The organism is Legionella lytica (assembly GCF_044626755.1).
In the GTDB taxonomy this organism is placed as follows: Bacteria; Pseudomonadota; Gammaproteobacteria; order Legionellales; family Legionellaceae; genus Legionella; species Legionella lytica_A.
This window is the reverse complement of the sequence record NZ_JBGORX010000004.1, coordinates 1-19,123: the sequence shown is the minus strand read 5'-3', so window position 1 is coordinate 19,123 and position 19,123 is coordinate 1. Positions and strand designations below refer to the sequence as shown.

Sequence of the window (19,123 nt, the reverse complement as noted above, 5' to 3'; positions counted from 1 at the left end):
TGATGGCGTTTAGCGATTAGGACAGCCGGCTTGATGATAGGAAACTAAAGCGTTATAAATGGCTTCATAGTTTGCAAAAGAAACTTTATTGGCTTTAATGTCATCAAATACTCCATTAGTACGATTGCAATCGCCCATGTCTGTAATATTAGAGTGATCCCCATTCGCTTTTTTATAGGAAATAAAATTAGTTCCACAATGTAAATGGGGCCGTTTCGCTCCACCATTGCCTAAGAAATCTTCATTGTTACAAAACGTCTTTTTAAAGTTCATCTTACTAAAATCAGTATTCTCGGCGAAGGATGTTCCTGAAAGTATGGTGAATAGATATAAAGTGACCATTGCAATTATTTTCATCATAAAACCTTAAAAAAAAACTAGAGGTCAAAATATAACACGATTTGATATATATTGAATATAATCATTCTGAAAAATACAAGTAGGTTAATTTTTCATTAATAAGCAAGAGATGGAGTGTGCCAACCTGGTACTTGTTGATCAAATATAGTGCATTTGATATAATTTATGTCTTTCCAGCCAATGCCTATTGAAAAAATAAAAACTTTTCAATAAAAATGAGATTTCCTAATGGATGACAAAATAGAATTTAGAGTACCTCAAAAAAATCAGAAGAAAAGAAAATACATCCCAGAATTTAGCCACTATTTTGAGCTTGATGAACATTGGATGGAGGCAAAGGAATTTATTTTCGGGGCATTAAAGTATAGATATCCTCAGCACTTTATTAAGGATGAACCTGATTACCGTAAAATTGGCGAAGAATTAAAAAATAACCCCATTAAAGCAAAAGCAGCTCGAGAAATTTTTATTTGTTATTTTAAAATTTTATACAAAGCTACTCATAAAACTGCTAATACAGACTATCCCTACATGGAGGATATTATCCAAGAGTTTGGCGACCAAATTATTGCACATGGAGTAGAGGAAGCTAAAGGCGGAATGTATAATTTATTGATGATGGCTGTGAGTAATAAAATATGTGTTCCTCAAATCTATTGGGGAGCTTTGGTTCCGGGTTTGCCTAATATATCTCCTGTTTCTCATGGGCCTTATTATGTCGTTTATACAACACCTTTTTATCAGCAGGAAAAAGCCCCCAATAATCCTTTATTGTCTGATATTGCCTGTATCCTCGTGCCTTTTGAGTCCAATAAAACTCTGTTAAGGGAAGCAATGAATAAAATGGTAGCTTATGAATTAACGACAGAGTCAGTAAGCTCCCTTTTTCTTTCTAAACTGAGAAGTTATGAAGAGTTTTACCATGAATTATTAAAACATAAAAAGGAACCAAGAATAACGTTTGCTAATTCATCTTTCGCTCCTCTCAGCTGGATGTCCGCTGCAAACAGTTCATCCAGTGAGGAAACGGAGTCTCATGCAATACCGGAGGCTGATGACGATGATGATTGTTTGGATTGGATGTTAGAGCTTTGATTTGAACTTGTCCCTCATCTTGTTTTTAATCTTATGCGTTTATCCAGGCTGGATTCACTGATTTTGATGTGCCAGTAGTACTGGGTACTGAGCTTGAGCGCTTGAAGCAAGAGATGATGCAGGCATCAACAGCTAATGACGTTCAAATACCGCAATTTTCTCATGCTAATGCATTTTTCCTACCCGTAAGCACTCAACAGAAACCCTACCACGAGTCCTTACTCTGTAATCAATGTAATAGGTAGTTTGGTGAGGATTCAACGATATTTTTATCGTTGAATCTGTGTTCGCTCATCCAGAGGTTATTTTTATCTCCTATAACTTAGATAAAGACCTATTATTGGGTTTAATTGATGGTGCTACGATTGGTTCTAAGATTTTAAAAAATCCGTGTAGGTGTTGCTGGGAATCATTCATAGGCAATAATCTCGTTAATTTCGCGCGGTTTTGTTCATCGCTCCCTGAAAATACTGTAGGCACGGCTCTATAATTTGCTTGGGGTTCTGCATCGGGTTCCATTCCTTTAAATTTGTTGAATAAATGGTATGCCAATGTTTTGCTGGGGGTAGGGCTTTTTTCTTTTGAATTGCTTTTATCTGGTGCAGTATTTTTGGCTTGAGTGTTTTCCTGGATGTAATAGGCCATACCATTTTGATGAATAATGACGTCATTTCCGTAAAGACCACGAATCACTTTCAGGACAAAATTATCTATATGTTCAGAGCGGTTTTTGGGAAAAAATTGATTCAATTCTGAAACGAAGGCATAACTGTTCATATTAAGGGTAAATCCGATGACTACAACCTTGTATTTCAAGCCAAGGCTTAAAGCTCCCCGAAACATTAAAAACTGCAGTAAGCCTTGAGGTGTAGTATTTTGCGGATCTATTGAGGAATTAGTTTTTGCAGCGAGTACATAATGCCAGATAATGATGGGTTGCTTTCCGGGTAGAACAAGGAGTTCATGCACCGTTCCAGCGATTAATTCGTTTACCGTAATGCGCTGGTTGCCCACCAGAGCGAAGGATTTTTTATATACTAATTCAACAAACTTATTGCTTCCGGAGATGTCTTTATCAAATGAAAATCGCACCTGACTGGTTTTGATAAGATTCCAAAATTCATCTGAGGTGGATGATCCATGAATGAGCTGATAAAACCGTTGCTGTTCAGTAGCGGACATTAAGGCTAGAAATTTAGCTTTTTTCTCGGGGGACAAAGTGCATTTAAATCTTTTTTCAATCAAAGTACACCAAAGCTCTCCTGCTTCTGAATGAGATAAGCTCTCCTTTTTCGCCGCTACTGCTGCCGAAAACTCCAATTTATCTTGCTCAGTAATTAATGAATCAAAGCTTGCTTCGACTAATGAGGAAAAAAGTGAATTTTCGTCTTTGCTAAGTAAGGCTGCGGATTTAAAGATTGTTTCCAGTTCGATGGGTGGGCGATCGGTAGATCGAGTAATAAACGTGGAGCTAATTTGTTGGTGGGTTGCTACTAGAGAAATACTAGTTACTCCTGTGTCTCTATTGCTGAGGGATTCTTTAAGTGGAGGTCGGAAGTAGCTCCACATTTTATTTAGAGCAGTACACTGTTCTAAATGCTCAGATGTCATCCATTCTATTTTGTTATAAATAGCTTCATAAAGCGTTTCTAATCGATAGGGGCTATAGGCAGCGGAGCGGCTAAATCCATGGGCTAATACAGTACCTAAGCAATCGGCTAAATTATTGTGGATTATGTGCCCAAGCAAGGTATCTTGTTGTTTCAGATCAAGTTGGTCGGGATGTATTGGTGTATGGCTTATTAGCCAATCAAATTCTTTAATAGGGATAATTGCTAGCGGGGGAATTATGCCTATTAATTTTAAGTGCCCATCATCCATACGCTTAAAAAATGGGTATTTAGGCAGAGGGTTCCCTTCGTAATCGCAATTACATTGACACTTAGGCGTGCTATTAGGATTACAATTATTATTACAATTACTACGATGAGTTGTTTCGAGCACATACTCATCATCTTTTAGTAACTCGTAATTTTGGCGAACGCTTGCATCATATACTTCAAAAGGTCTTTTACCAAAGCTATCCAGTAAACGGACTACTTTTGATGTCTTGTGATGTACTAAATAAAATTGTGTATTTTCTCGCTCTACCATGAAGTGCGGTTGGCTTTTTGATGGAGGCAGCAATCTTCCTGGTTCGGAAACATTTAAGGTAACCATCGGGCTTTCTCTATAGGCGCGTACCAACTGAAAAATCCGGTTTATTTGGTCATTTGGTGTACCTATAGAAAAGGTGCGTTCTTCTAAAACTGTATGGGTAAAATGCTGGTTGGGATTTTCCATAAACATTGCAATATGCTTTAAATCTTTATGCAGTTTCGTTGCCTGAGGTATTTTATTTTTTAAAACTTGAATAAATACATTAAATGCATTAATCGTTTGCAAAACAATGGCTTCTTCCTGCGCCCCACCAACACAAAAAAGACCACCACCATTGAAACTGTACTCTTCCTCACTAATATTATTTTCTGCCAACAGGCTCATACACCATAGCATAAAGTTTCGTTTCCTCTCTCCTTTCATTGTGGTGCGAAGAGATACTCGAATGATTGGGTTTTTCGTTGGTGCTAAATCTGTGGTTGAGTTGGAATAAAGTTCAATGGCGAGATCGCGTAGAGCAAATGAAGGTTCATTTTCTATTCTAAAGCGCACAAAATGAACCAGAGATAAGTTAGGCGTTAATTCAATTTCAGGAGTGGCTTGGTGGCGCAGCGTGCCATTTCTTGTCACAAAATGAGTTAAGGGTAAATCCAGATCTAAGTCTGGCACTAAATCACGTGTAAAAGCGATTCCGTGGTGTAAAGAGCCATTTTTTCTCGACTGCTCATCTACACAATTAAAAAAATTACCCATTCTATAGAGTTCTGTCATTATGGCACCCCAGATTTCTGATGCAATATTATACGTTGTTGTTATTTTTGGATCAATATTTAACCATTAAATAGCCCTAATGGTTAAAGTTTACCCCGTAAAATTTACGGGTGTGTATAGCCTAGATGAACGAATAAAATGAGCAAGAGCCTTTTTTGTAAACAATTTTAGGTGTTTCTATGCCTCGTACCTTATCGGATCTGGATATTATCAGCGCATTGCTGAGTGTGGAGTACCTTTTGAATCAAGCGGGTATTTTTTGGAACGAATCGCTGGGTGTTTATTAACCCAAAAGATGTTTGACCAGCTTATGGAGTTGATGAACGTTAATTCACAAGAGCAGTGGCTCAGTAAGCAGGGACAGAGAGACAATCCCCAAACGGTGCCATTGTTTTTGCTGAACAGATTATAAAAAGTATTAATGGGGTCCTTAAGCAGTACACCCAACAATTTGAGATTTCTATAGAGGAGCGTGAATATTTGCAAAAAGTCAGGCTCCAACGACCCAGCACGAATTTTTTTGCACCAGAAACAGGTTTTCACCAAAAACCTTCTGATGAGGCTCAGCATAATCATACTCTGTAAAGGAGCATCTTTTCCTCTTAAAGAAAAGAACTCAGCGATAAAATATCGTTGAGTTCTTTTTAGTATTAAGCAGGTTTTATTTCAAGGTACTTTCTTGCCGCGTTGCGGCTTGTAACTCGGCTCCTGTTAATGCATCAGCCTCTTTGAGCGTTTTAATAATTGTGCTTTGAGTCTCTTTCTCCGTTTGAGTTTTAGGTTTCGCACTCATCGCCCAATCTAATGCCGTTTTGGGATTAGTTTCAGATTGACCATTAATATTAAGTTCAATTTGACGATTCAACTTATGTGTTACTAATAACTCCACAACTTGATGTTTTAATCCAAAAGAAGCACGTCTTAAAGCCAATTCAAAATTATTCTCCCTTAGGGGATTAAGAATAGATTCGTCATGGCATACTTTTAATACTTCATTAAGTAAAGGGTGTTCTTGTTTCCAAATAAGGTAGCGACGACATGCGCGTTGAAGTACAGACGTAGCGCCTTGTATTTTTTCTTCACGCACTTTTTTATCAGCCATCCCCTCAGGAAGCCATGAATGATCGGCTTTGCGTTCTATTTTTTCCTGTTTTGACATGCTTTTCATTGCCGAACTATAAGAATTATTTGATTCTATTAATTTGGCTATAGGTTGATAAAAGCCAATATCACTACGTTCATAAAGTGCTAAAAAAGGTAACCATTTTTTCTCGATCGGAATGAGAGGAGGGATGCGTGCCCCTTCAGGAGCAACATTTTCATAAAGATAATTAAATAATGCTGGGCCTGACATATTAATTACAGAAAGCTTCATGAGATAAGCTTTAGGAGTTAATGCTGATGAACTGTTGGATTTAACTTCTGCTAGGCTGGTTAAATATTTTCTAAAATGGAATACATTAGGATTTTCAGGATGTAAATGATGAAAATTATCCATTATTGCCTGCATGTCCACTGAATTTACCACCTGGTTTATTTTGATATCAGGAGAGAACGTGTCCCAAGAAAAGTCTTGTGTGTATCGCTCAATTATATGAGTTTTAACTTTTTCTAAAGCGCCTAGTGCCGCAGCAGATAATTGTGTTGGAATTTTATCATTCAGGCTAAATGCCAAACAATCTGTATTTACCAACAGTAACACGCTCTGTTGAACAGGCATGTATTCTGCGGTAAAAAGTACTGGGCCTCGCAGCGATAAATAGTCCGCGTCAGCGCTAACCTGTGTTAAAGAAACACGAACGTCAAAATCACTGTATATGCCATATTTTTCGATTACTGGTGTTAATAGACGTGTGCAATCAGAAGCTGCAGCCATATTTCCACCCGCTCCCTCAAGAGCATGCTGAATTTCTGCTTCTGCATAGGCATAAAGCTTTTGATCTTGGGGTTGTTGCATTTCAGATTTAAGGCGTTCAAATTCAATAGAAGTAATGTTATGTTGTTTGCAAAACAGATTTAATTCTTGAATCGCAGTAGGTGAAAGACAGGTTGAGCTGTAGATAAAAGACAATATTGCATTGGGATTATTCTGACGCATTTCAATAAAACGTAATTGATCTTCAACTCCTAAATAACTGTCAGGATTCGTGCTAAACCATATTTTATAATAGCGAGTGATATCAAATAAGTATTGCGGATCTTTGGAATTAAACTCTCGATTAAACATTGAAGCCCCATGTAAAAGTCTTTATTTTAATCAAATTGATTTTTATTTGCAATGAAAGTTTGTTTGAATTCCGCATCATGTACTTAATTGATGTCATTTGTTTCCAAATGATGGTTGGCCAACATGAGCAAAGCCATGGGATCATTATTCTTTGCACTTTCCTTAATCCAAAATAGATATGGCTTCATATTTTTTTGGTCCAAATAATGCGTGGCACCTAGTCTTTGAGCTACCGATAAATTGGCTTTTGCCATTAGCAGTTGGACGGCGAAAGGTTTCGCTTTTATCTATCTTGAGCTGATTTCTTTGTATATTGAATTACTTGTATCTGGTATGTTTTGGTAATTTCTTTGTTTAAAATATCAGAATAATGTTCCGATACATCAGTAAATCCATCAAGACAAGTAATTGCAGGATCGTTTAAAAAGTGTCGTACAACCAGGGTTGCTGATTCTGAAAGCTGCGAGGCAATTCGAGTCAGGTAAGTCGCAGCCATTTCGTTGGAGAAGTAGGAAGGGGCGTTTGATAATGAAACAAATTTACTTTTATTTTCATTTTTCTCCAAAGTGGAAACAATGTCTTCTTGGATGTAGTCTACCTGAGTATTTAAGAGTGCTTTTTTGGCTTGAGCAAATAAAGTGGGATTACATTCTGCAGGCAGCGCCTTAGGGGAAGTAATTTCGCCAAAAAAAATTAATTGGAGCATGTAATTTTTTCTCGCGAGGGTATTTAGAAACATATCATCAAAACATTTTTTATAGGTTTTATAAAAGCTGATTTTGGGATCTACCTGAGGAAATATGCCTGGCTTTATTTTCAACGTGATGCTCATCAATACCGCGTATATTCGTAAAAAACAGGTCCATGCCTTTTGAGGAAATTGATGAGAATAATAGGCTTTTTGTTCTGCCAGCGTCATACAATCAAAAATTCTTAATCCCTTTTTTCCTACAAATTTACGAATAAATTTACTCATTTTACGAACGGTTTGCTCCCATTTTCCAGAATAAAGAAGCGGAGTCCATGCGTTTTTACGAAATAAATTTAAAAAGTACACTTTTGTTTCAGGCTTTAATGTAACTAATTTATTAAACAAGATTTCTCGGGTTTGAGCCGTAGTATCTGCTGAGGGATATCCAAAAAACTCAAGGAATTCATTATGTTGCAAATGCCTTACACTTTCAACTCGTAGCTCGGTTAAGTACAGTTGCTCTAAAGAAAGATCCACACAAATGAGTTCTTGAGGGCATTTAGCTAATAGGGGAATAATTCTGCTGCCACTCCCAGCAATTGCAACGACTTGCGCTGTATTTTCTGCAAGAAGCTCTGCTTCAATGGCTGAGTCTTCATTAGCTAATGTATATACTAATCCATTGAAATGCGCCTGTCCCATAATTCACCTTGTTTGAATTAGTTTAAAGATCACTGGTCATTAACCAATTCCAGTCTCGTGGGTTCTTCCCATAATTAAATAATGTCATTGTGGAAAAGGGGAGGATTTGTATTTCTGCAAGCTTAGAAACCAAGGGATCTTCTGCTGCGATACAAAACATATGGATACACCCTTCTTGAGGCATGCTCTGTTCCGGATTTAGTGCCTCGGATTTTCCAAACTGAGCGTGCAAAATAGGAATTTTGCTTTGATCGTGCGTTAAAATTAAATCTTTAATTCCTTCCAAAGATAAAAATCGAATTTTTCCGCGGAACTGTTCCAAAATAGGTTGAGCTTTTTGCATCGCATTTTTATCTAAAGAAAATAAGTTAAGCTGTGTATTTGTTCTTACTGGAATCCATCGAAGCCATCTAATCAGTTTTTTCATTCGATTTTGATGACCACCGCTAGCTGGATTCATCGAAATACCAAAGCCATTCCACGAGGTGAGGAAATTTCGTAAATAAATTTTATAGGCCATTTTGATCGGTAAATGCCGGCCTCGATAGTCTGGATGGATTTTTAGATCGCAATAATACCAAATCTTTTTTATTCCTGTATGCGATGGCACATCCCTTAGAACAGCAGCGACAACTCCAGCAACTTTATTTTTGTCTACAAGCATATAATAATCGAGCTTTCCTTGGCGTTCGAAGAAAGCAAAGTAATCCTTGCCATGATCAATTTTAAAAAAGTGATCTCCATATGGGTACTCTGCCTTCTGCTCCAAATCTACAATTTGGGAATGATAAAGCGCTTTATTTTCGGGTGTTAAACGGATTAATTTCATGAAATCAAATCAACTTGCTGACACTTTGGGAGATACGATTCTTTAACATCAACGTGAAGCTGATTTCCTTGAATCCAACGTCTGTTACGTGCTCGGTATAATCCTTCGTATAATCCATAAAAGAGAGTGGCTCCTAAGCGAAGACCTTGTTCGACCATATTCCGAGATGCAGGATCTGTATTCCATGATGCTCGTAGGATGCTAAAAAAATCCTCTGCATGTTTGATGTCTAATTCTTCGTGAAGATCGTAATGAATTAGCTGGCTAGAGACGAGCCATCCTCGTTCTACTACATTTCGTCCGATAAAGGAGGAGATATTTGAGAACATTTTCTCGATTATTCCCATTGCTCCAACCCCGAGCAAATAATTATCGGAGTTACAGACACCATCTAATGTGGTATTAAAAATGCGAAGCTCCGGCCATAAAGTACGTGTTTTCACTGTTTCAAAAGTACATCCATCTAATCTTTGCAGAAAGGTTAGAAAAGTAAATTTATGAAAACGTTCGCTGTCTCCTTCGCCGTGCTCTTCCCAGACGTTTCTTAATACACCGAGTCTTAGTTCAGGGCAGGGAATTTTTGATACCAAGGCAGCCATGGGGCGGGCGAAAAAATCAACAGCTGAATAAAATTGAATTTGTGTCTCTACAAAATCATTTTTATCGAAGGTGCCATTTTTCAGGTGAACAAAATAGGGATTATTTAAATAATCCATTTCGCGGAGAATATGTTCTATTAGTTGATCCATGCTTATCCTACCTTTCTCATGCTATTGATTTGTGCATAAAATAAACTTCTATCCTGTGCCAACAATTCTGCGCTTTCAGCATCTAAAAGTTCAAAATGATCTGAAAAGTATTTCATAAAGTCTTTTTGATTATTGAGCTGACGCGTAAGTAGTCGTGCACCTGGTTTCATTTCATGATTGAGGCGACTTGCCAGGTTTCTAATACCTTCTTCATCCATCCAGTCAAAAATATTGGAAAGGTGTACCAGATCGAAGGAATTAAAATTTTCGACTTTATCGATTGTATTATTAAAGAATTCAAAAGAATATTCGGGTGTGGAGGCAGTGAGATAGTAAGGAAGACACGGCTCCTTATCGATGTACTGTCCTAAAAATAAATGGTGAATAAAATAATTTTGAGACATGTTTTCTTTTTCCAATCCTGCCTCGATTACCTTTCTGAAATACTCTGGATAAGAGCCTTTAGGAGCGTGCTGAACTGCTTCCGTACCAAACATGGCCTCGAGCAAACTATTATGAAAAAACAAATCAAAAGCTACTTTCCAATATTTATGCTCAAAGAGCGTAGTTCTTAGATTAACGCGGTGAGCTTGCTCAGGGGTGGTCAAAAGTGCTTTCAGCTCTTCACGATTCAAAATAAATTCATAGATAAAGTTTCTAAAGGAACGGAAGAGTGATTCAAAATTTCCTCCTTCATTTAGGCCCAATGAAGAATCGCTTTCTATATTAAAAGAGGCTTTTTTTTCTTCGAGTGATGCATTCTTTAAAGTGATGATTTTCTCTTTTATCAGTTTAATTTGTGCAGGATTAGGATCAACTAAAGTAAACCGAAGATTAGGAAAATAGGCCTGTAGGGATAAGGCGGTACATCCTCCTGAAGCAATAAGCAGAATTTCCTTAGCTTCAGAGGATTGAATTATTTTTCTTTCGATTTCTGGATCTTCTCTAACCACTGAAAATTGAATCGGATTATTTTTACTCATATTATTCTGACTCTCTGTCTTTTTTGCGTAATTTATTGAAAAATAAGCTTTAATACTAAATTGATGTTATGGCGCTGTGAGTATTGTATGCAATTAAAACAATTTGTGTCAATAATCAAGAGATTTTAGAAAAATTGAACTTGTTATACACAAGAGAAGCTTGTCTATTTATTCTCTCGTTTTAGAATGTTAGGACTTTTCATCTTTTTTTCTGTTTTTCGCAGGTCTTACTATTAAGCGTACATTCCTTTGGCCTTTAAAAAAGTAGAATACCCAGTCGATAAAGACCAAAATTTTAGTTCGGAAGCCGATTAAAAAGTAAATGTGAACAAAACACCAGGCTAACCATGCAAAAAAACCACTGGATTGCAACGGGCCGGATAATACGAGGGCATTGAATCTACCGATGTTAGCCATCATACCTCTGTCTTTGTAATGAAACCTAGGTCTCTTATCGACGGGGAGTTGTTTTCTAATTACATTTCCGACAAATTCACCTTGTTGCAATGCCACTGGTGCAATAGCAGGTAATGGTTCATTATTTTCTTGAAAACAGGCCGCATCACCAATTACAAACAACTCAGGATTTGTAGACAAGCTTAAGTCGGACTGGACAATAACTCGACCTGATTTATCGCAGGGTGCATCAAGTGATTTTAATAGCGCAGATGCTTCATTGCCGGCTGCCCAAATGATGTTGTGAGCTGGAATAAATTGATCCCCAAAGGCTACGCCTTCGTCAGTAATTTCCGTGACTCGTGTATTCAATAGCACCGTGACACGCTGTTTTTCAAGAGTGTGTTGTGCGTAGGTTGCCAATTTTTGAGGGTAACTATTGAGAACCTGACTACCTCCCTCGATTAGATAAACCTTGGTCTTACCCGGATCAATCGAGCGAAAATTACTTTGTAAACTCTGATGTGCAATTTCAGCTATTGCGCCAGCCATTTCGATTCCTGTCGGCCCCGCACCAATAACAATGAAGGTTAATAAACGTTCAATCAGTGATGCATCAGTGGCATTTTCCGCTAACTCGAATGAAGTTAATATCATTTCGCGAACACGAAGTGCATCTTTTAAGGTCTTTAATCCCGGAGCAAATTGTTCCCATTGGTTTTGACCAAAATAGGAATGGCGTGAGCCCGGTGCAACAATTAGATAGTCATAAGGAATCTGCTGTTGATCCTCAAGGCTTATTTGTTTATCGCTTTTGTTTATAGCGGTCACTGTGGCCATTAAGGTTTTGACGTTTTTACTCTTACGGAATATTTCACGAATAGGGGCTGCAATATCTCTTGGAGACAAGGCTGCGGTAGCTACTTGATATAATAAGGGTTGGAATAGATGATGGTTTGTTTTATCAATAAGGGTGACAGAAATTCCCGGTTGATTTGCCAATGTTTTTGCGGCATTTAACCCGCCAAAACCGGATCCAATAATCACAACCTGTTTTGTTTTCTTTGAGAAATTCTTTTTCATTAAAACCCCATATTCAGTCTTAAAAGTTAATTTTAAATGAGTATGTGAAATTACACCATAATAGGAGCGCGCGATAATTTTTTTTCCTAAGAAAGGAGGGTCAATTAGCAAGGATTTAGAGGAGGTGCGTTTTATTGATGGCGATTAAGAAGCTTTAAATTGGGTAGTTATCTTTTTGGGAAGCCAAAATTAAAGAAGACCACCGTAGTGGTCCTCCCCGTAAGTCTATGTCCTCAAAAAGAGAAAATTGACCTACTAGTATAAGTATAGTAAAAGATGAGGAAAATTCAACTAAATGGATCGTTTTAGAACACATAGTTTGATTGAATACATTGCCGCGGTGATAAAAAAAACACTAAGAGTTTATTCTAGCTTAATAGGTTAATTTTTTCTTAAGAAATATGGGCTAGAATTAGTAACATATTGATTATAATAAGTGGCCCACGAATGAAATTCTGTAGTAAATTTATTAATGGTCTCAATTCAATTAATTTTGTTGCCTCTTCTTCTAATGCTCTTAAACAATCGTTAATTGCGTTTGCTTATCAAGAGCTAAAAAAAGAACAAGAGCAACGTTTAAAGCAGTTATCAGAACTTCCCATCAGTATTCCTGGTAATGTTATAGCAAGTGAGCAATTAGAAGAATACAAAAAAAAGCAGAGAGAGGCTGTGGAGCAAATGGCGGCTCAAATGAATGCTATTTCTGAGGAATATAGCTCTTCTTTGGCACTTGATGTTGAACCTAATATTGAGAATTTACCAGCCTTTATTAAATCCATTGCTCAAAATTTCCGTGATATAAAACACCTGGCTTATACTCTTTCTGATGCGCCACCTGCCATTAAAAAATTACAGACACAATTATATATCGAGGTCTTATCTAAGTTAGACCAGGAAGAGCGAGAGGCCCAATTACAAACCCTATCATTAGCTAATATTCAAGACATGATAATGCAGGCTATTAGCCTTTATGAACGTGATCCTCATGACGTTCAATTGCGTAATCAATGCCGAATAATTGTGCATATGGGTTTTTATGAAATTATAAGACGTGATTGCACACAGGTAGCTCTTGTAGATGAGTCTAATAAATATTTAGAACATCAAGAATTTATAAATTTGCTACATTCTAAGTTAATTAATGTAAATCAATCGACCGTAATCGATAACTTAAGTCAATATAAAGCTACTGATGGAAAATCGATTGGGGATTTGTTAGTAGAAGCCGAAAAAAAATTGCAAATAGGTATAACAGACGATTGGACTAGTGATGAGCGCATCAATGCTCTGAAAGCAAGAAAGGAATTATTTCATGCATTAAGGTTTGGCCAGGAGGACCGCAGGGAATATGCAAAAAAGACTCAAGTGAATCTGATTCGTGATCTATTTTGGGCTAGAAACATCAGAGATATGGAGTTATTTACTAAAAGTAGGGTTACTGATGAGGTTTTTACTCGTTTCGCCCAAAGACGATATTTGCACCAGGATTCACTCTTTAAAGCAAAAAATGAAGTAAAGGCCTATAAGGTAGGGCAAGAGCCCAGATTTATCAAATTACAGGATATTCTCGAGGAAATATACGAGAAGTCTAAGGCGCAAGGGCTTAAACGAGGTGATAAGAGGGAACCGTTTACCGCCAGTGAGCCTAAAATTGAAAAACACATAAAGGATATTTTTAGAGGACAACGTGTTAAGCCGATTATTAATTTGTTATCTAATGGAACAATAGAAATAAATCTTTTTTATTTTAATTGCGATGATGCCTTTGCTAAAAAGCTAATTGATGTCATTGGAAAGAATGGAGGTTTTGGGCGGACTATTAATACGCAATCAATGGAGCAATTTCTCAAGGAGTCAGCGGTTACAGATAAAGTCCAAGGAATCACCCTAACAGGCGTCTCCCTTGCCGCTATAGAACAACAGATTGTTGTGATGGCGAGAATGGGCCAGCTTTCGGATGAACACGCTCATGCTTTTCTGCAGCAATTGACTGCAGTAAAAACGCAAATCGATGCGACCCAAGTATCCGAAATTCGTGATTTAAGTCTCGATAATAGTGATGAGCTATTATTACGTAAGGTGCTTGAATTATATTCCATTTATGCATCTAAACAGGTTAAAGATGCATTCAATGCACCCACCCCGACGGTGAAATCCCCTATTTCCATGACGCTGGAAACTGCTTTTGCTCACATTCAGGCTGGCCGATTTAAACACGCTTTAGAACTACCAAGGCTTGAAGGATATTTGAACGAGGCTTATCAAAAATTATCTCAATTAAATCCTCTGGAAGTTGCTGAGTCTGTTAAACCCCTTATTGAGAAATCCATTGTAATTTCTTCATCGGCACAGGAACGTCAGAGTTTATCAGAAGAGTTAGAGCTCGCTTTTAAATCAGGGAGTGAGGTTGCTAAAAAAGTTGAAGCGATATATCTAAACGAATATCGTTCGATGCTCCCGACTTTAGGACTGAAAGATCCTCATGACATTACGCACATGGAAGAACAAATTAAAATCATGGCAGAAGAAATGTCTCGATTGTACGAGCGGGTGGAAAAAGGGGAACCATCCATCACGAATGCAGAGCAAGATGCTTATTTTTCTATTTTAAAGGCAATTGCTGTAGCCATAAAACCTAAAGCTCTTAATGAGGTTCAATTCAAGGTAAAACATTCCGCCACAGGGCAACATACAGTAGATGTTTCAGATGAAAAAGGACAACCTGTTGCCTCCGTTTCTGTGAATATTGGCGAGATAAAACTTCCCTATTCTTTATTGAAACCTGTGGGAGGAGATTTTATTTTTTCCTATGGAGGTAGTCGCGGAATTATAGCTCCTTTTGAAGGGCTGGATGAGGCGTACAGTGGGGGCAAGCGGAAAGGGCGCTTATTTACTCATAGCAAGCTCTTGGGCGTGGGTCAATATGGTTCAGTTAAAGAGGTTGAAAGTTTATTATCTGGTTTAAATCAGGTCATTAAAAAAGGCTATGTGCCTGGTAGTGATGCAATACCCACATTCCAAGACACGAGTCGAAATGATTTAAGAACAAGACCTATTACGGCACGTGATGATCCTCTATATCGAATTGAAAGTGATATTCTGCAAAATTATTCCAAAGCCGTGCGGGAAAAATATGGGGTTACCTCCGGGAGTACTCAATATTGGATAAAAAATGATAAGGAGAGAAAGGCTGGTAAATTATTTGCCCGCGGTGGGACACTTCGCCAATATCAAATTTTGACTGAGCGTGCCAAAGGAGATACCTATGCTGATACCGCCAATCAAAAACTAAATTTATATACTAAAGCTGATATTGCTTATCATGATCCTAATAAACGAGGACAGCCACGTGCACTCGAATCGATAGGTTCTCTAAAGGATAGCCTTGAATTATCGCAACAAATTGTTAGTGAGGCCCAACGTTTTTCTGAGCTGGGTTTTTCCCATAATGACATTAAGCCAGAGAATTTCCTTTATAAAAAGAATCCTGATGGTAGCTATCAAGTAAAATACATTGATTGGGCAACTGGGGGCTTTGAACAAACTCTTTTAGGACAACCATCAAAATCGCTCACCGAAATTTTCTCTGAGATTTTCGGCGCTGATCTGTCACACAATATAAGTCCCGAAGGGAATAGATGTTTTGATATGAGCGGCCGTTATGTAGAAAAAAGCGATGTGGGTTTTCGTTATGGAGTGGATCCAACCTTGCAGATTGTGCATGGGGCACGCAATGGAACTCTGCCGTATATTAGTCCTAAGGTGTTGGGGGAAGAGAGGGGGATAATCCCTGAATCGGGTAGCGTACCGAAACCCGAATTAAACACTGTGTTAAAAAACAGTGAACCCTATATGGATGATTGGGCTTTAACGACCATGATTTTTGGCGTTTGCAATCGACATGCTTATTTTACTTTAGTGAAGGGACGTGCTGTTACTGACTATGTTGTCCCGGGTATTTTGGATGTTGATGGAAAAGAACCTTTAGGATTAAAAATTGTTGATGTAGCTAAATTCAATCAGTATTTTGCTTGTGGCACGGATATTACCCAAGAAGGAGATGTATTCAGTAAAAGAGATGCGGTGATGTTTATTCCCTCTAATCAGCGTGAAGGGGAGCCACTTCATCTCTATCGTCGCTTGCAAATGATTCAAAAGTCATTACGTGATTCTTTGCGTGCTCAAAATGAACTATTAGAAGACAATCCTGAGCAGCAAATTATTCATGATATTGACACCATTTTAACGCGAGTTCGTACAGTAGTTGGTAGTGGCGAAGGGCTTAATAAAATCCAGCTCAAAGAAATTATAGCCTCATCACAGCAATGCATTAAGCGCTATGAAAATATCCATAATCAGAGTTATAAACAGTCACTTCTCCAAGCTGAGACATTGCAAGCCGTTTTTAATGAGCACGAGCGAGTTCCATTAAGAGCAGATGATCTGTTAGTCGAAGTAGGCGAATTAAAACGGATGGATGTTTTATGTATTTATCCAAGGACGAATGAGCAGATAGAGCAAGCAATCGCTATTTTAAATCAAGCGCTGGATGAGCCTCAATTTAATGATAAATTTGTTGGGGAGCATGCCCCTTTTAGGGCTTTATTAGTAGAGGCTATCTCTCAAGGTCAAAATAAAATTCTCAATTCTTTATTAGGAAAAATAACACAACCTAATCCTGCATTTATTGCTCAAGTTAAAACAAGTGGGTTACTGCATTACGCGGCAGAGCAGGGAATGACAGATGTTTTTTCTAATTTAATTCGTGCATTAACAAAAGCGGGTGCGACAGCAGAAGAATTATTCGACTTAATGATGTCTGAGTATGGTCCGACCAAACAAATTAAAACAGCACCTTATGTAAAATGGTCAACAAATTGTTTTCATATTGCTATTCGTAATAACAATAAGGGGCAATTAGCGGCTATTTTAAATTTACTGCCTCAAGGTCATGCTCATGATGAGTTCATTGAGGAAGCATTACATCTTTGCGCTGTATTGGGGAATAAATCGCTATTTAATCAAATCGTTGCTAAGTACAATGAACTAAATTCTGGGGCTCAAGATCGAATTACCCCACAAAAAATTCTTGGCATGATGTTCCCACCGGATGGGCTGTCGCCATATCATTTATTTTTAACTGACGAAACTACTTCCGAAGCAATTCCTTTTGCTCGGCTTGAGAAAACATTCTTATTAACGCCACCCACTGAAACTGACGCTTATCCTCTTTTGATTGCCGCGAAGAATGGCAATTATTCCGGGGTTAAAAATCTAATCCAATTAGCTGATAATATTCCTCTTTCCAGAATAGAGTTTACCCAACTTTTTACTCAAAGTGATGAAGAGGGCAAGAACTTATTGAATTACATTCTAGAGCAAGGCCAGTATACTGTTCTAAACACAATCTTGGCTCATATTAAAGCCAAATGCCAAGATTCAGAGAAGGTATTGGTACACTTGCTCAGTAATCCGCATCCAGCGAACTCACTAAGAAACTTTTTAAATTCTGAAAAGAATGAGGTCAACCAATTTAGGATTGTACATCAATTATTTGATGAAATTTCTCCAGACTTTAAAACACCGGAATTACAGGAATATCGCATCATTGCGTTATTAGTTAATAAGGATTGGCTGATTGAAAAAGCAAATAATCCTAATAGCCATGCAGCGCTACGTGACCTGTTACATAATGATAAGTTATCAATAGAGTTGAAAGTTGGGCTGTTTAAAAAATTGGTTGAAGCGGCATCAGAAGAAACGGCCAAAAAGTTCTTTAACGGATTGCTCAAGGAAATTACCCCTCGCGTAGAATTGGATGTTCAAGCTGTAGTTGCACTCAACTTGCCAGTTAAACTCCTTCAAGAGGTAGCACGACAAAGTAGTGATTTAAATTCATTAATTGGTACTTTAGTAGTGGATCAGGAACTATTAAATCAATTAACTCAGCAAGTACAAAGCTTAACTCAAGAGCAGGAGCGGTTGTACGAGTTATTACGTGATAAGCAAAACGCTGTAGACGACAGCCAAAAAAGCCTAAGCAGGAATGCAGAGGAACTGGACTCTGCAGCCGTTAAAATCCAGCAGTTGCAGGATGCGGTTGAAGAAACCGCCCGTGCGCATGTGCGCAGGGTCGCTGAGTTGGAATTAGCGATTTCTAAGATGGATGAACATTCTAAGGATGCAGCACGTACACTGCACGAACTCCAAGACCAGCATCAACAAACCATGGAAGTGCTGGAGGAGCGTTTGCGTCTGGCAGAACATACTCGCCAGGAGATACAGAACGAGCTAGTTCAGGTGAAAAGTGAATTAGAGGAACAGGTCTTGGCGGTGCGCCGTTTGGAAGGGGAGGCACAGGAATTAAGGAATCAGAACCACTCTTTACAACTGGAGTTGCAGGCCTCAAATCAAACTCTTGAAGAGGTTCGTTCCCATTTAAGCGAGGAGTTAACACAGTACCAAAAAGCTACCGAGACCGCTCAATTAGCGGCCAAAACCACCTTAAAGCGTTTGGAGTTATTGCAAGAAGAACATACCCAGCTGACAGAAAAAGCACGTAATCTGGAGGAAGGCAATCTTGAGTTGACCTCTACGGTGCTTTCCTTAGAGTTAGAGATATTCGAACTAAAAGAACAGCAAACTAATTTGCAAGACTCCGTACGTAATGAGCAACGCACAGTAAGTGAAACCGAGGCGACTCTGATTAAGAAAGCTCAGGAGTTGGATGAGGCCACCGATAAAATCCAACAATTACAGCATGAGGCCGAAGCAAACGCTCGGGAGTATGCGCGCAAAGTCGATGAGCTGCAATTAATAATTGCCCAGAAAGATGAGCATTCCGAGGGAGCCACGGTTGAACTGCATAAACTCCAAGAACAGCATCAACTGGCTTTGGATGCGTTGGAGCAGCGTTTACGCCTGGCAGACGGCAGGCATCAACACCTTGCCGACGATCTCCAGCAGGTGCAAGGTGAACTGGATAGGCAGGTTGAGGTCGTGCGCCGCTTGGAAGGGAAGGCGCTGGAATTAAATAGACAGAACGACTCCTTACAAGAGCAATTGCACAGCTCTCAT

The 19,123-nt window shown here is 38.4% G+C and carries 11 protein-coding genes; 3 read left to right on the top strand and 8 right to left on the bottom strand.

Annotated features, from left to right (window positions below; translation table 11 throughout):
• Nucleotides 1-9: 9 nt before the first annotated feature.
• Nucleotides 10-360, bottom strand: a complete 351-nt coding sequence (locus ACD661_RS11020; protein ID WP_400187917.1) for a hypothetical protein — start codon at nucleotides 358-360, stop codon at nucleotides 10-12.
• A gap of 228 nt (nucleotides 361-588) precedes the next feature.
• On the opposite strand from ACD661_RS11020, the gene ACD661_RS11015 reads away from it, so the two are divergent.
• Both ACD661_RS11015 and ACD661_RS11010 read left to right on the top strand, forming a co-directional pair.
• The gene (locus tag ACD661_RS11015) at nucleotides 589-1,455 is read left to right on the top strand and encodes a hypothetical protein (protein WP_400187916.1); all 867 of its coding nucleotides are present in this window, start codon (nucleotides 589-591) and stop codon (nucleotides 1,453-1,455) included.
• A 68-nt stretch (nucleotides 1,456-1,523) separates the two neighbouring features.
• Nucleotides 1,524-1,700 carry a hypothetical protein gene (locus ACD661_RS11010; RefSeq protein ID WP_400187915.1) on the top strand — a complete coding sequence of 59 codons (177 nt, stop codon included), beginning with the start codon at nucleotides 1,524-1,526 and terminating at the stop codon, nucleotides 1,698-1,700.
• A gap of 70 nt (nucleotides 1,701-1,770) precedes the next feature.
• Here ACD661_RS11010 and ACD661_RS11005 read toward each other — a convergent pair whose 3' ends face one another.
• The 7 genes from ACD661_RS11005 to ACD661_RS10975 all read right to left on the bottom strand — a co-directional run bounded on the left by ACD661_RS11005 (nucleotide 1,771) and on the right by ACD661_RS10975 (nucleotide 12,046).
• A complete protein-coding gene (locus ACD661_RS11005) occupies nucleotides 1,771-4,386 on the bottom strand; it encodes a hypothetical protein (protein ID WP_400187914.1) in 2,616 nt (871 codons plus the stop codon).
• A 661-nt stretch (nucleotides 4,387-5,047) separates the two neighbouring features.
• Entirely contained in the window at nucleotides 5,048-6,613 is a 1,566-nt protein-coding gene (locus tag ACD661_RS11000) for a glycosyltransferase family 88 protein (protein WP_400187913.1), read from the bottom strand.
• A 283-nt stretch (nucleotides 6,614-6,896) separates the two neighbouring features.
• Nucleotides 6,897-8,006: a DUF3419 family protein gene (locus ACD661_RS10995; RefSeq protein ID WP_400187912.1), complete on the bottom strand. Its 1,110-nt coding sequence runs from the start codon at nucleotides 8,004-8,006 to the stop codon at nucleotides 6,897-6,899.
• A 22-nt stretch (nucleotides 8,007-8,028) separates the two neighbouring features.
• Nucleotides 8,029-8,835, bottom strand: coding sequence for a hypothetical protein (locus tag ACD661_RS10990; protein WP_400187911.1), 807 nt, complete (start codon nucleotides 8,833-8,835; stop codon nucleotides 8,029-8,031).
• Nucleotides 8,832-9,584, bottom strand: a complete 753-nt coding sequence (locus ACD661_RS10985; protein ID WP_400187910.1) for an iron-containing redox enzyme family protein — start codon at nucleotides 9,582-9,584, stop codon at nucleotides 8,832-8,834. Before ACD661_RS10985 ends, ACD661_RS10990 begins: the two co-directional genes overlap by 4 nt.
• A 2-nt stretch (nucleotides 9,585-9,586) precedes the next feature.
• Nucleotides 9,587-10,567 (bottom strand): DUF3419 family protein, encoded by a 981-nt coding sequence (locus ACD661_RS10980; protein WP_400187909.1) that lies wholly within the window; start codon nucleotides 10,565-10,567, stop codon nucleotides 9,587-9,589.
• A gap of 189 nt (nucleotides 10,568-10,756) precedes the next feature.
• Nucleotides 10,757-12,046: an NAD(P)/FAD-dependent oxidoreductase gene (locus tag ACD661_RS10975; protein WP_400187908.1), complete on the bottom strand. Its 1,290-nt coding sequence runs from the start codon at nucleotides 12,044-12,046 to the stop codon at nucleotides 10,757-10,759.
• A 447-nt stretch (nucleotides 12,047-12,493) separates the two neighbouring features.
• Between ACD661_RS10975 and ACD661_RS10970 the strand changes: the two genes are divergently transcribed.
• A partial coding sequence (locus tag ACD661_RS10970; protein ID WP_400187907.1) for a hypothetical protein occupies nucleotides 12,494-19,123 on the top strand: 6,630 nt, incomplete at its 3' end.